The organism is Streptomyces sp. NPDC036815 (assembly GCF_055609205.1).
Window position 1 is genome coordinate 60,413 of sequence record NZ_JBVJPW010000029.1, and the last position, 13,974, is coordinate 74,386.

The window sequence follows — 13,974 nt, forward strand, 5'->3', positions numbered from 1 at the left end:
CTCGCCGACCACACGCGTACCGCGACAGCCGTCGCTCCCTGACGGGGGCGGCGGCTGCCGCGTGCGCACCGGACATGGGCGTATGAAGGAGACATGCACGTGACGACGGACGCCAGCGCTCCGTGGCTGATCGCGGGCCTCGGCAATCCGGGCCCCGACTACGCCATGAACCGGCACAACGTGGGGTTCATGGTGGCCGACCTCCTCGCCCTGCGGATGGGCGCCAAGTTCAAGCGGTCCGCGAAGGCGCAGGCCCAGGTGGTCGAGGGCCGGATCGGCGCGCCGGGCCCCGCGAGCCGTCGGGTGATCCTCGTGAAGCCCATGTCGTACATGAACGTGTCGGGCGGTCCGGTGACGGCGCTGCGGGACTTCTACAAGGTGCCGACCGAGCACATCGTCGCGGTCCACGACGAGCTGGACATCGACTACGGCACGCTGCGCCTGAAGCTGGGCGGCGGCGACAACGGCCACAACGGCCTGAAGTCGATGACGAAGGCGATGGGCCCCGACTACCACCGGGTGCGGTTCGGCATCGGCCGCCCGCCGGGCCGGATGCAGGTGGCGGACTTCGTCCTGAAGGACTTCTCCGCCACGGAACGCAAGGAACTCGACTACTTCGTGGACCGCTCGGCCGACGCGGTGGAGGCCTTGATCACAGAGGGCCTGGAACGCGCCCAGAGCACGTACAACTCCTGACGACCGCAGGGAAGCAGGGAAGGCACGCGAGGAACGGCGCGACCTTCCCAGGGGCGCGGGGAACGGCGCAATCTTTTCAGGGGCGCGGGGAACTGCGCGATCTTTAGGGGCGCGAGGAACCGCGCGCCCAGCCACGACGCCCCCGCGGCCAAAGAACAACCGGGCCCCGCCCCACCGAAGTGGCGCGGGGCCCCGTCACACCGCTCAAGGCATCAGCCCGTATTCCGCAGCCCCGCAGCCACCCCGTTCACCGTGAGCAACAACGCCCTCCCGAGCAACGGATCCGGCTCCACCCCCGCCGCAGCCGCATCCCGCTGCCGCTTGAGCAGCGCGACCTGGAGGTAGGAGATCGGGTCGAGATAGGCGTCGCGGATCGCGAAGGTCTGCTGCAGCGCCGGGTGCGAGCCGAGCAGCTCGTCCCCGCCGGTGATGCGCAGGACCTCGCGGACGGTCAGCTCGTGCTCCTCCTCGATCGTGGCGAAGACGTGCTTGAGCTCGTCCGGCACGAGGGTGTCCACGTAGTGCCTGGCGATCCGCAGGTCCGTCTTCGCGAGCGTCATCTCGACGTTGGAGATGAAGTTGCGGAAGAAGTGCCAGTGCTCGTGCATCTCGTCGAGGACGGTGTCCAGACCGGCCTCGCGCAGGGCCTTGAGGCCCGAGCCGACGCCGAACCAGCCGGGCACGATCTGCCGCGACTGGGTCCAGCCGAAGACCCACGGGATGGCGCGCAGGCCGTCGAGCGAGACGCCGGAGCCGGGGCGGCGCGAGGGGCGCGAGCCCAGGTGGAGCTCGGCGAGCTGGTCCACCGGCGTCGACGCGAGGAAGTACGTCGGCAGGTCCGGGTCCTCGACGAGCTTGCGGTAGGCGGTGTGGGCCGCGTCGCTCACCACGTCCATCGCGGCGTCCCAGCGCGCGAGGGCCTCGTCGGACTGGCGGGGAGCCGTGTGCAGGGCGGAGGCCTGCAGCGTGGCGGCGACCGTCAGCTCCAGGTTCTCCCTGGCCAGGGACGGCACGAGGTACTTGTCGGAGATGACCTCGCCCTGCTCGGTCACCTTGATCTCGCCCTCCAGGGTGCCCCAGGGCTGGGCGAGGATCGCGTCGTGCGAGGGGCCGCCGCCGCGGCCGACGGTGCCGCCGCGGCCGTGGAAGAGGCGCAGGCGCACGCCGTAGCGGTGGGCGACGTCGCGGAGCCTGCGCTGCGCCCGGTGGATCTCCCACTGCGAGGTGGTGATGCCGCCGAACTTGGAGGAGTCCGAGTAGCCGAGCATGACTTCCTGGACGTCCCCGCGGAGGGCTACCAGCCTGCGGTAGGAGGGGTCGGCGAGCATCTCGTCGAGGATGACGTCGGCGGCGCGCAGCTCGTCGGTGGTCTCCAGGAGCGGCACGATGCCGATCTTGGCCCAGCCGGCGTGCAGGTCGATGAGGCCGGCCTCGCGGGCGAGGACGGCGGCGGCGAAGACGTCGTCGGCGCCCTGGCACATCGAGATGATGTACGACTCGATGACCTCGGGTCCGAAGACCTCGAGGGCCTTCTTGACGGTGAGGAAGACGCCGAGGGTCTTCTCGCCCGCGGCGTCCACGGGCGCCGGAGAGGGGCCGAGCGGGCGCCGCGACCGCAGTTCCTTGGCGAGGAGCTTCTGGCGGTATTCGCGGGGCATGTCCGCGTACCGCCAGGACTCCTCGCCGAGGCGGTCGAAGAGCTGGCCGAGCGCGTGGTGGTGGGCGTCGGCGTGCTCGCGTACGTCCATGGTGGCCAGCTGGAGGCCGAAGGCGGCGAGCGTGCGGATGGTGCGGTTCATCCGGCCGTCGGCGAAGAGGGCGCCCTTGTGCTCGCGCAGCGAGGTCTGGATGAGCGTGAGGTCGTGCAGCAGCTCGGCGGTGCCGAGGTAGTCGCGGCCCTCCTCGTGCGGGACGTTCTTGGCCAGGCGGAGCTTGGTGTTCTCCAGCTTCTGCCGGATGCAGGTGGCCTTGAGGCGGTAGGGCTCTTCGGCGTTGAGGCGCTTGTAGCGGGGGCTGATCTCGGGCAGGCGCTCCAGGTCGCACTGGAGGGAGGCGCGCAGTTCCTCGGTGGCTCCGGTGTAGCGGATGGAGTTGGAGAGGAAGCCGCGCAGCTCGTCGATCATGTCGACGGCGTCGTTGATGCCGTGCTCGTGCTGGAGGATGAGGACGTCCCAGGTGACCTGCGGGGTCACGTTGGGGTTGCCGTCGCGGTCGCCGCCGATCCAGGTGCCGAAGCTGAGGGGGCGGGTGCCTTCGGGCAGCTCGACGCCGACGCGTTCCAGTTCGGCGGTGAGGTCCTCCAGGACGTCCCCGACGGCGCCGGCGTGCAGCTCGTCGAGGTAGTAGATGGCGTTGCGGGCCTCGTCGGCGGGCTCGGGGCGCACCACGCGGAGCTCGTCGGTCTGCCAGACGAGGTCGATGTTCTCGGCCAGTCGGGTGTCGTGGCGGCGCCGGTCGGACTCGATGACCGGGGTCTCCAGGAGTTCGGCGACGCGGCGGAGCTTGTTGAGCACCGAGCGGCGGGCGGCCTCGGTGGGGTGCGCGGTGAAGACGGGGCGCACGTTGAGGTTCTGCACGGTCTGGCGCAGGTGCTCGGGGTCGGCGTCCTTGAGGCGGTCCGCGGTGCGGGAGAGCAGTCCGCCCTCCGCCGCGCGCCGGGCGCGCAGCTCGCGGCCGCGGTGGACCTGCTCGGTGACGTTCGCCAGATGGAAGTAGGTGGAGAAGGCGCGGACCAGCTTGGCCGCGGTCTCCAGTTCCGTGCCGCCGAGGAGCTTGGCGGCGGCCTCGCCGTCCTCGCGCGTCAGGCGGCGGACCTTTTCGACCAGTTCGAGGAGTTCGGGCCCCTCCTGGCGTACGAGGGTCTCGCCGAGCAGGTCGCCGAGGCGGCGGATGTCGGCGCGCAGCTCGGCGCTGGCGTTGCTGTTGGCCTGCTGGCCCTGGTCGTCGGCACTGCTCACAGGTGCGGCTCCTTGCAGTGTTGAAGCGCTTCAAGACTGGGAGGGGTCCCCGGTGGGGATATGGGTACCCGGGGGGAGATACAGAGCGGACCGCGCTGTCCGACCGATCCCAAGGATAGGTGTCACTTCGGGCCCGGAGCTCGCGACCTCTTGCCGCGGAGCTCCGCACTGCCATACTTACGTCGCCGTAGGTTACGGAACCGTAGGAAACGCGGCCTGGCAGCCGTTGCAGGAACCGTGCCCGTGCACTGATCCCACCTCGACCCTCGACCCCCCAGGGGACGTGCCCATGACGACAAGCTCCGATGCGTACTCCGACACCGATGTGATCGACGACGCTTCGCGGACGACCGGTGACCCCGGTGCCCCGCTGCCGCCCGCCACGCTGGGCGGCGAGCAGAAGCGCTCACTCGAACAGCTCACCCTTCTCCTCTTCATCGTCGTTCCCTTCATCGCCGTGCTGGGGGCCGTGCCGCTGGCCTGGGGGTGGGGGGTGAGCTGGTTGGATCTCGGCCTGCTCGTCTTCATGTACTTCCTGGGGTGCCACGGCATCACCATCGGCTTCCACCGCTACTTCACGCACGGCTCCTTCAAGGCGAAGCGGCCGCTGCGGATCGCGCTGGCGGTGGCGGGGTCGATGGCGGTGGAGGGGCCGGTGGTCCGCTGGGTGGCCGACCACCGCAAGCACCACAAGTTCTCCGACGCGGAGGGCGACCCGCACTCCCCGTGGCGGTTCGGCGAGACGGTTCCGGCGCTGATGAAGGGCCTGTGGTGGGCGCACATCGGCTGGATGTTCGACGAGGAGCGGACGTCGCAGGAGAAGTACGCCCCGGATCTGCTCAGGGACCCGGCGATCCGGCGGATCTCCCGGCAGTTCCTGTTCTGGACGATCGTGTCGCTGAGTATCCCGCCGCTGGTGGGCGGCCTGGTGACGATGTCGTGGTGGGGCGCGTTCACGGCGTTCTTCTGGGGTTCGCTGGTCCGCGTCGCGCTGCTGCACCACGTCACGTGGTCGATCAACTCGATCTGTCACGCGGTGGGCAAGCGTCCCTTCAAGTCCCGTGACCGTTCGGGCAACGTGTGGTGGCTCGCGGTGCTGTCCTGCGGCGAGTCCTGGCACAACCTCCACCACGCCGATCCGACGTCGGCGCGGCACGGTGTGATGAAGGGCCAGATCGACTCCTCCGCGCGGATCATCCGCTGGTGCGAGCAGCTGGGCTGGGCGTCCGACGTGCGGTGGCCCTCGCGCTCACGCATCGAGGCGCGCCGCAAGCCCGAGGGGGCGGCCGACGCCCGCCGCGAGGCACCCGCGTCCGACGCGGCATGATGGACGACGTGGCGACCGACTCCAGCAATTCCAGCCCTTCCAGCAAAGAGAAGCAGCCCCGGCGGGCCCGGCGGACCCGTATGACGGGTGCCGAGCGCCGGGAGCAGCTGCTGGACATCGGCCGCACGCTCTTCGCCGCCAAGGGCTTCGAGGGCACGTCGGTGGAGGAGATCGCGGCGAAGGCCGGGGTCTCCAAGCCGGTCGTGTACGAGCACTTCGGCGGCAAGGAGGGCCTGTACGCGGTGGTCGTGGACCGCGAGATGCGGGCGCTGCTCGACATGGTGACGGGGGCGCTGACGGCGGGCCACCCGCGCGAGCTCCTCGAACAGGCCGCCTTCGCCCTGCTCGACTACATCGACACGTACACGGACGGCTTCCGCATCCTGGTCCGCGATTCGCCGGTGGCGCAGTCCACCGGCACCTTCGCGTCCCTGATCTCGGACATCGCGACGCAGGTCGAGGACATCCTGGGCCAGGAGTTCAAGGGCCGCGGCTTCGACCAGAAGCTGGCGCCGCTGTACGCGCAGGCGCTGGTCGGCATGGTCGCGCTGACGGGCCAGTGGTGGCTGGACGTCCGCAGGCCGAAGAAGGCGGAGGTGGCGGCCCACCTGGTCAACCTGGCCTGGCACGGTCTGGACGGCCTGGAGCCAAAGCCGCGCCTGATAGGCCACCGCAAGAGCTGAGCTTCGCCTCAGAGCGCCTTGCGGGCCACCGCGAACACCCGCCGGAACGGGAAGACCGTGCCGTGGGGCGTGGGCGGGTAGGCCTCGCGCAGGAGGGTCCGGTACTGGGCCAGGAACGCCTCCGTGGCCGCCGGATCGTCCGCCAGGGCGGTCAGGACCGGGCGCAGGCCCGTGCCCTTGACCCAGTCGAGGACCGGGTCCGCGCCGGTGAGGAGGTGCTGGTACGTCGTCTCCCACGCGTCGACCTCGCAGTCGAGATCCGCGAGCCGCTCCAGGTACTCCCCCGGTGTGAGGACCGCGTCCGCGTGGCGCAGGGCCTCGCCGAGGCGGTCGCGCCAGCGGGGTGAGGCGGCGAGTTCCCGCATGAGGGCGTGGCTGGGGGCGTCGAAGTTGCCGGGCACCTGGAAGGCGAAGGTGCCGCCGGGCACCAGGGCGTCGGTCCAGGCGGGGAAGGAACCGGGGTGGCCGGGGACCCACTGGAGGGTCGCGTTGGAGACGATCAGGTCGTACGTGGCCGGGGCCGGAGTCCACCGCGTGGCGTCGGCGAGGGCGAAGCCGAGGTGGCCGCCGCCGGCCGTGGGGCCCGCCAGGCGCTCCGCCCTCGCGAGCATCTCCGGGGAGTTGTCGAAGCCGGTGATGTGCGCGGTGGGCCAGCGTTCGGCGAGGAGCCGGGTGACGTTGCCGGGGCCGCAGCCGAGGTCGGCGATGCGGGGCGGGCGGCCGGTGGCGGGGAGTGCGGGCACCCGGGCGAGCAGGTCGACGAAGGGGCGCGCGCGGTGGTCCGCGTGGCGGAGGTACTGGTGGGGGTCCCAGGTGGCGGCTGCTGCGGGCATGGAGGGCCTCCTCGAAGACGGTGCGGCGAACGGCTTCCGGGGCCATCTTCACCACCTAATATCTTGACGTCAAGAGACTTCATGTCGACAGACCCCCTACACTGATCGTCATGGAGGACGAGGTCGATCGGCTGGTCGCGGCGTGGCGCCGGGAGCGCCCTGACCTCGACGTGGAACCACTCGAGGTGCTCAGCCGCGTGAGCAGGCTCGCGCGGCACCTGGACCGCGCCCGGAGGCTCGCCTTCTCCGAGCACAACCTGGAGCCCTGGGAGTTCGACGTCCTGACGTCGCTGCGGCGCGCGGGCGCGCCGTACCAGCTCTCGCCCGGCCAGCTCCTGACCCAGACACTCGTGACGTCCGGCACGATGACGAACCGCATCGACCGCCTGGCGAAGAAGGGCCTCGTCGAGCGCCTGCCCGACCCGAGCGACCGGCGCGGCGTGCTGGTCCGGCTCACCGCCGAGGGCCGGGACCGCGCGGACCAGGCCCTCGCCGGCCTGCTCGAACAGGAGCGGGCCATCCTCGCCGAGCTCTCCCGCGCCCAGCGAGGCGAACTGGCGGCGCTGCTACGCCAGTTGACCGCCCCGTTCGACAACATCCCCGGCTAGGTCGGCCGGGCCGACGCCCGCGCGCCGGGCCAGCGCCACCGCGGCGAGCGTGGAGTGCACGCCCAGCTTCCCCAGCACGTTCTGCATGTGGGTGCGCACCGTGTGTGGGGAGAGGAAGAGCCGCTCGGCGACGGCCTTGCGGCCGAGGCCCGCGACCATGCAGCGCAGCACCTCGCGCTCGCGCGGGGTCAGCGACTCCACCAGGCGCTCGGACTCGGTGCGGTGCTTGCGGGCGGCGGTCAGCTCGCGCAGCACGCCGGTGAGCAGGGCGGGCGGCAGGTGCGTCTCGTCGCGCAGGACGCCCCGTATGACCGTGAGCAGCCGGGACAGCGAGCAGTCCTTGGCGACCCAGCCCGAGGCACCCGCCTGCAGGGCGAGCGCCGCCCGGCGCGGGTCGTCCTTCTCGGCGAGCACCACGGTGCGCACGGCGGGCTGGCCCGAACGGACGCCCGCCACCAGGGAGATGCCGTCGACGAGACCGTCGGCGTTGTTCTCCTGGACGGGTACGGCCGGGCGGAAGCCCTGCAGGGCGCTCGCGGTGCTGCCGAGGTCGGCGTCGACGAGCAGCACGTCGTACCTGCGCCCTTCGGTGACCGCCCGTTCCAGACAGCGCAGGGCGGCGGGACCGCTGCCCGCCGCGGACACGTCGACGTCGGGCTCGGCCGCGAGTGCGGCGGCCAGCGACTCGGCGAAGATGCGATGGTCGTCGACGACCAGGACTCGAATGCGAACCACAGAAACCCCCTTCCCCACGCTCCTGCCAAGGAGCAGGGGATACCCCATCATCGGAGAACGGTTGGTGCGGGTACAGCGCCCGGAGCGGGAGACAACGCGGTCGCACGGCCGCCGCCGTACTGTGAACGCCACCCCCACGCCGGGCGCCGTACCCGACTGTCTCGCCCCCTGATCAGTACCGGCCCCCACCGGCACTGCCCTTCAGAGTAGGGCCGGACGGCGGGAGCGGAAGGCGATTTGCAGAACTGATTGGCCAGCGCGTTTATGGTGAGCCGTATGTTTCGTATGGAGACGGGAGTCGACAAGGAGCGTCTCGCTCTGCTTCGTTCGCGGCTGAGCGAGACGAACACGGCGGCATCACCGGAGCTCCGCGCCCTGCGCGGCACCCGCGAGGACCAGGAAGTCCCGCTGGCTCTGTGGGCGTTGGACGAGGCGGGCGGCCTCGCGGCGGGCCTCGCCGCGTACACCTGGGCCCGCTGGCTGCACGTCGACCTCCTCTGGGTCGACGACCGCCACCGCGGCGCGGGCCTCGGCTCCCGCCTGCTGGCCGAGGCGGAACGGGTGGCCCGCGAGGACCGCGGCTGCCTCGGCTCCCGCGTGGAGACCTGGGACTTCCAGGCGCCGGGTTTCTACCGCAATCAGGGGTACGAGCTGGTGAGCGTGATCCCCGACTACCCCGAGGGCGTCAAGGAGTTCACGCTCACCAAGCGGCTGGGCTGAGCGCCCGCCTGCCGAGCGGGGTTCACGCCTGCCTGCGCGCCCCCGCCGACGCGACCGCCGGGAACACCCGGGGCGGCGTGTGACCCGCCGCGTCGAAGGCGTCGAGGACCGACTTGGTCACCGTGTCCGCGTCCGCCGCCTCGACCAGGACGAGCGCCGAGCCGCCGAAGCCGCCGCCGGTCATCCGCGCGCCGAGGGCGCCCGCCGCGTTCGCGGAGGACACCACGAGGTCCAGCTCGGGGCAGGAGATGCGCAGGTCGTCGCGGAGCGAGGCGTGGCCCTCGGTGAGGACGGGGCCGATCCCGCGGACGTCACCGGCGGCCAGCAGGCCGATGACCCGCTCGACGCGGTGGTCGTCCGCCACGACGTGCCGCACGTAGCGGCGGATCCTGTCGTCCGGCAGCTTCGCCAGCGCGGCGCGGAGCCCGTCGTACGGCACGTCCCGCAGGTGGGAGACGCCCAGGACGCGCGCGCCCTCCTCGCATCCGGCCCGCCGCTCCGCGTACGCGCCGTCCCCCAGCTCGTGCTTGACGCGGGTGTCGACGACGAGGAGCCGCAGGCCGTGGGTGGCGAGGTCGAAGGGCACCTGCCGTATCGCCAGGTCGCGGCAGTCCAGGTGCAGGGCGTGGCCGTCCGTGGCGCACGCGGAGGCCATCTGGTCCATCACGCCGCACGGCACGCCGACGAAGGCGTTCTCGGCGCGCTGGGCGAGGACCGCCAACTCGGGCCGGGTGAGGCCGAGTTGGTAGAGGTCGTTCAGGGCGAGTGCCGTGACGACCTCCAGGGCGGCGGACGAGGACAGGCCCGCCCCGGTCGGCACGGTCGAGGCGAGGTGGAGGTCGGCGCCGCCGGAGACGTCGTGGCCCGCGTCCCGCAGCGCCCACACCACACCGGCCGGGTAGGCGGCCCAGCCGCCCTGCCCGTACGCCGAAAGGGGCGCCAGGTCCTCGACGCGCAGTTCGGCGACGGGGGCGCCGATGTCCGCGGAGTGCAGCCGCAGGACGCCGTCGGTGCGGCGCGCCACCGCCGCCACCGCGGTGTGCGGCAGCGCGAGCGGCAGCACGAAGCCCTCATTGAAGTCCGTGTACTCACCGATGAGGTTGACCCGGCCCGGGGCCGACCAGACCCCGTCCGCCGCGTACCCGTACAGCTCGGCGAACTTCCCCGCTACGTCCATCAGTTACCCCTTGTTCCAGGTCAGCGCCGGGCGAACGCCCAGGCGTCGGCGACGATGCCCGCGAGGTCCGCGCGGGACGGCTGCCAGCCGAGCTTCTCGCGCGCGGTGGCCGCGGAGGCGACGAGGACCGCCGGGTCGCCGCCGCGGCGCGGGGCGATGACCTCGGGGATCGGGTGGCCCGTGACCTTGCGGACGGTCTCGATGACCTCGCGCACGGAGAAGCCGTTGCCGTTGCCGAGGTTGCAGATGAGGTGCTCGCCGGGGGTGGCGGCCTCGACGGCGAGGAGGTGGGCCTCGGCGAGGTCGGCGACGTGGATGTAGTCGCGGACGCAGGTCCCGTCGGGGGTCGGGTAGTCGTCGCCGAAGACGCTGATCGCCTCGCGCCTGCCCTGGGCGACCTGGAGGACGAGCGGGATGAGGTGCGATTCGGGGTCGTGGCGCTCGCCGCAGTCGCCGTACGCGCCCGCGACGTTGAAGTAGCGCAGCGAGACGGCGGCCAGGCCGTGCGCCGCGGCCTCCCCGGTGATCATGTGGTCGACGGCGAGCTTGGAGGCGCCGTAGGGGGAGGTGGGGGCGGTGGGGTCGGTCTCCGTGATGGGGGTGTTCACGGGCTCGCCGTACGTCGCGGCGGTGGAGGAGAAGACCAGCCTGCGCACGTCGGCGTCGCGCATCGCGGCGAGCAGCGCCATGGTGCCGCCGACGTTGTTGTCCCAGTACTTCTCGGGCTTCACGACGGACTCGCCGACCTGCGAGAAGGCGGCGAAGTGCAGCACGGCGTCGTAGGAGGAGTCCAGCCACTTGGCGGCATCCCTGATGTCGCCCTCGACGAACGCGGCGCCGGCGGGGACGCCTTCACGAAAGCCCGTGGAGAGGTTGTCGAGGACGGTCACCTCGTGCCCGGCCTCGATCAGATGCTGGGCCACCACACTTCCGACGTAGCCCGCACCACCGGTGACCAGGTACTTACCGCTCATGAACTCGCTACCTCTCGCAGTCGCTGGGCCGCGGTTTCCGGCGGCACGTCGTTGATGAACACACTCATGCCGGATTCGGAACCCGCGAGAAACTTCAGCTTGCCCGAAGTGCGGCGGATCGTGAAAAGTTCGAGGTGCAGGGCGACGTCGTCGCGGTGGAGCCCGTCGTGGCCCGCGAGGGGGCCGAACGGCGCCTGGTGCCAGGCGGCGATGTAGGGGGTGGGGGTCTCCCCCTCGCCGAAGATCCGGTCGAAGCGCCGCAGGAGTTCCAGGTAGACCCGGGGGAATTCCGCGCGCGCCGCCTCGTCGAGCGCGAGCAGGTCGGGCACCCGGCGCCTGGGGTAGAGGTGCACCTCGTAGGGCCAGTGCGCGGCGTACGGCACGAAGGCCACCCAGTGCTCGCCCGCCAGGACGACCCGCTCGCCCGCGCTCTCCTCGGCGACGATGTCGTCGAAGAGGTTGCGGCCGCCCGTCGACTCCTTGAACGCGGCGAGCGAGCGGAGCATCAGCTCCGTGCGCGGGGTGACGAAGGGGTACGCGTAGATCTGCCCGTGCGGGTGGCCGAGGGTCACGCCGATCTCGGCGCCGCGGTTCTCGAAGCAGAACACCTGCTCCACCGAGTCCAGCTGGGAGAGCTCGGCGGTGCGGTCGGTCCAGGCCTCCAGGACGAGCCCGGCCTGCTCGGGCGTGAGGTCCGCGAAGGACGCGTCGTGGTCGGAGGTGAAGCAGACGACCTCGCAGCGGCCCGCGTCGCCCGCGAGCGAGGGGAAGCGGTTCTCGAAGACCACGACGTCGTACGAGGAGTCGGGGATCTCGCTCAGCCTGCCCCCGGCGGAGGGGCAGAGCGGGCACTCGTCGGCCGGCGGGTGGTAGGTGCGGCCCTGACGGTGCGAGGCGATGGCGACGGAGTCGCCCAGGAGGCGGTCCCGCCGGATCTCCGACGTGGTCGAGACGGGCCCGAGCGGGCGCCGGTCGACGGCGTCGCGCACGGCGTCGTCGCGCTCGTCGTAGTAGATGAGCTCACGACCGTCGGCGAGACGGGTCGAGGTCTTCTTCACGTCCGGGGCTCCTCACCACCCACCCAACAGAACCGAACATAACAAACCACAAGCCAACAGCTCCGTCAATGCCCGCAGGTCTCGCCGGAGCGCCCGGAGCCGAAGGGTGGCTCGATCACAATCAAACAAAGAACACCAACAGAACTGTTCAGTTATTGAAGCAAGGGGCGTAGGTTCCGGTCTGATCCGTTCGCGCAACGAAGCGAGTTCACATGCAGTCCCCGACACAAACCCTGGCCGAGGGGCTTCGGCTGCCCACCAACGGCCTCGACTACGCGATCCTGGCGATCTACTTCGCCGTGGTCCTCGGCATCGGCTTCGCCGCCCGGCGCTCCGTGAAGACCAGCCTCGACTTCTTCCTCTCGGGCCGCTCCCTGCCCGCCTGGGTCACCGGTCTCGCCTTCGTCGCCGCGAACCTGGGCGCCACGGAGATCCTCGGCATGGCGGCCACCGGCGCGCAGTACGGCGTCGCGGTCGTCCACTGGTACTGGATCGGCGCCATCCCGGCCATGGTCTTCCTGGGCCTGGTCATGATGCCCTTCTACTACCGCAGCAAGGTCCGCTCCGTCCCCGAGTTCCTGCTCCAGCGCTTCGACCGGTCGGCGCACCTGCTCAGCTCGGCGCTCTTCGCGTTCGCGGCGATCCTCATCGCGGGCGTGAACCTCTACGCGCTCTCGATCGTCGTCGAGGCGCTGCTCGGCTGGCCGCAGTGGGTGGCGATCGTCGTCGCGGGCCTGTTCGTCCTCGCGTACATCACCATCGGCGGCCTCTCCTCGGCGATCTACAACGAGGTCCTGCAGTTCTTCGTGATCCTCGCCGCGCTGATACCCCTCTGCGTCATCGGCCTGAAGAAGGTCGGCGGCTGGGACGGCCTGTCCGGCTCGATCGAGAAGCAGCACGGCGACAACTTCATGACCGCCTGGGGCGGTACGGGCATCGGGGACGCCAACCCGCTCGGCGCCAACTGGCTCACGATCGTCCTCGGCCTCGGCTTCGTGCTCTCCTTCGGCTACTGGACGACGAACTTCGCCGAGGTGCAGCGCGCGCTCTCCGCGAAGAACCTGAGCGCCGCCCAGCGCACCCCGCTGATCGCCGCCTTCCCCAAGATCTTCATCGTCTTCGCGGTGATGATCCCGGGCCTGGTCGCCGCCGTCCTCGTGCCCAAGATCGGCACGGCGGGTTCGGATCTCACGTACAACGACGCGATTCCCTATCTGATGCAGGAGTTGCTGCCCAACGGCGTCCTCGGCATCGCGGTCACCGGTCTGCTCGCCGCGTTCATGGCGGGCATGGCGGCGAACGTCTCCTCCTTCAACACCGTGTTCACGTACGACATCTGGGCGAAGTACGTGAAGAGGGACCAGGAGGACGGCTACTACCTGAAGTTCGGCCGGCTCATCACCGCCCTCGGTGTGCTCGCCTCGATCGGCACGGCCTTCATCGCCTCGTCGTTCTCGAACATCATGAGCTACCTGCAGACGCTGTTCTCCTTCTTCAACGTCCCGATGTTCGTCGTCTTCATCATCGGCATGTTCTGGAAGCGGGCCTCGATGAAGTCCGGCGTCTGGGGGCTGCTCGCGGGCACCACCGCCGCGATGGTCAACTACTTCTGGATCTACAAGCAGGGCATCATCGACATCCCGTCCGACCAGGGCGCCAACTTCGTCTCGGCGATGGTCGGTTTCGCCGCCGGAGCCGTCGTGATGGTCGCCGTCACCCTGTTCACCGCGCCCAAGCCGGAGGCGGAGCTGGCCGGTCTGGTCTACGGGACGGTCTCGCCGGAGCTGGCGGACGACGGGGTCGAGGCGGGTGACGACGCCTGGTACCGCAAGCCGGCGCTGCTCGGCTGGGGCGCCGTCGTCCTCGCCGCGGCCTGCTACGTGCCGTACTCGTTCTAGCCTCGACCGGAGGACCGAAGACCATGTCTGATCTGCACAAAGAAGTCTCCGACCTGGAGCGCAAGTCGGCGACGGCCGCCCGTCTCTTCGACATCCGGCGCATCATCGGCGGCCTGTTCGTCGTCTACGGGATCATCGTGACGATCGCCGGGATCACCGCGTCCGACGCCGACCTGAAGAAGGCCGAGGACATCAACATCAACCTGTGGACGGGCCTCGCGATGCTCGCCCTCGGGCTCTTCTTCCTGGTGTGGCTGTGGCTGCGCCCGATGGTGGCGCCCGCCGAGGGGCCGGAGGACGACGAGTAA

General features: G+C 70.7%; 13 protein-coding genes. 7 read left to right on the top strand and 6 right to left on the bottom strand.

What is annotated here, in order from left to right:
* Positions 1–93: 93 nt before the first annotated feature.
* A complete protein-coding gene (pth, locus tag ACZ69I_RS36070) occupies positions 94–696 on the top strand; it encodes an aminoacyl-tRNA hydrolase (protein WP_467672269.1) in 603 nt (200 codons plus the stop codon).
* A gap of 212 nt (positions 697–908) precedes the next feature.
* Here the strand turns inward: pth and ppc are convergent, their stop codons facing one another.
* Positions 909–3,653, bottom strand: a complete 2,745-nt coding sequence (gene ppc, locus ACZ69I_RS36075) for a phosphoenolpyruvate carboxylase (RefSeq protein ID WP_467672271.1) — start codon at positions 3,651–3,653, stop codon at positions 909–911.
* Positions 3,654–3,942: 289 nt separating this feature from the next.
* On the opposite strand from ppc, the gene ACZ69I_RS36080 reads away from it, so the two are divergent.
* Positions 3,943–4,980 (top strand): acyl-CoA desaturase, encoded by a 1,038-nt coding sequence (locus ACZ69I_RS36080; RefSeq protein ID WP_470836726.1) that lies wholly within the window; start codon positions 3,943–3,945, stop codon positions 4,978–4,980.
* A complete protein-coding gene (locus ACZ69I_RS36085; protein ID WP_470836727.1) occupies positions 4,977–5,663 on the top strand; it encodes a TetR/AcrR family transcriptional regulator in 687 nt (228 codons plus the stop codon). The genes ACZ69I_RS36080 and ACZ69I_RS36085 overlap by 4 nt, the downstream gene beginning before the upstream one ends.
* Positions 5,664–5,671: 8 nt before the next feature.
* On the opposite strand, the gene ACZ69I_RS36090 is transcribed toward ACZ69I_RS36085, so the two are convergent.
* On the bottom strand, positions 5,672–6,496 hold the full coding sequence (locus ACZ69I_RS36090) for a trans-aconitate 2-methyltransferase (protein ID WP_470836728.1): 825 nt from the start codon (positions 6,494–6,496) through the stop codon (positions 5,672–5,674).
* Positions 6,497–6,606: 110 nt separating this feature from the next.
* Between ACZ69I_RS36090 and tamR the strand changes: the two genes are divergently transcribed.
* Positions 6,607–7,104 (top strand): MarR family transcriptional regulator TamR, encoded by a 498-nt coding sequence (gene tamR / locus ACZ69I_RS36095; protein ID WP_467672279.1) that lies wholly within the window; start codon positions 6,607–6,609, stop codon positions 7,102–7,104.
* On the opposite strand, the gene ACZ69I_RS36100 is transcribed toward tamR, so the two are convergent.
* Positions 7,063–7,839 (bottom strand): LuxR C-terminal-related transcriptional regulator, encoded by a 777-nt coding sequence (locus ACZ69I_RS36100; RefSeq protein WP_467672281.1) that lies wholly within the window; start codon positions 7,837–7,839, stop codon positions 7,063–7,065. The genes tamR and ACZ69I_RS36100 overlap by 42 nt on opposite strands.
* A gap of 264 nt (positions 7,840–8,103) precedes the next feature.
* Here ACZ69I_RS36100 and ACZ69I_RS36105 point away from each other — a divergent pair, with 264 nt between their 5' ends.
* Positions 8,104–8,559, top strand: a complete 456-nt coding sequence (locus ACZ69I_RS36105) for a GNAT family N-acetyltransferase (protein ID WP_470836729.1) — start codon at positions 8,104–8,106, stop codon at positions 8,557–8,559.
* Between the two features lie 22 nt (positions 8,560–8,581).
* Here ACZ69I_RS36105 and galK read toward each other — a convergent pair whose 3' ends face one another.
* The 3 genes from galK to galT are packed head-to-tail and all read right to left on the bottom strand — an operon-like array spanning position 8,582 to position 11,768.
* Positions 8,582–9,736, bottom strand: a complete 1,155-nt coding sequence (gene galK / locus ACZ69I_RS36110) for a galactokinase (RefSeq protein ID WP_470836730.1) — start codon at positions 9,734–9,736, stop codon at positions 8,582–8,584.
* Between the two features lie 20 nt (positions 9,737–9,756).
* On the bottom strand, positions 9,757–10,710 hold the full coding sequence (gene galE, locus ACZ69I_RS36115; protein WP_470836731.1) for a UDP-glucose 4-epimerase GalE: 954 nt from the start codon (positions 10,708–10,710) through the stop codon (positions 9,757–9,759).
* Positions 10,707–11,768: a galactose-1-phosphate uridylyltransferase gene (gene galT, locus ACZ69I_RS36120; RefSeq protein WP_470836732.1), complete on the bottom strand. Its 1,062-nt coding sequence runs from the start codon at positions 11,766–11,768 to the stop codon at positions 10,707–10,709. The genes galE and galT overlap by 4 nt, the downstream gene beginning before the upstream one ends.
* Positions 11,769–11,980: 212 nt before the next feature.
* Here galT and ACZ69I_RS36125 point away from each other — a divergent pair, with 212 nt between their 5' ends.
* Positions 11,981–13,666 carry a sodium:solute symporter family protein gene (locus ACZ69I_RS36125; RefSeq protein WP_467672291.1) on the top strand — a complete coding sequence of 562 codons (1,686 nt, stop codon included), beginning with the start codon at positions 11,981–11,983 and terminating at the stop codon, positions 13,664–13,666.
* A 23-nt stretch (positions 13,667–13,689) separates the two neighbouring features.
* On the top strand, positions 13,690–13,974 hold the full coding sequence (locus ACZ69I_RS36130) for a hypothetical protein (RefSeq protein WP_467672293.1): 285 nt from the start codon (positions 13,690–13,692) through the stop codon (positions 13,972–13,974).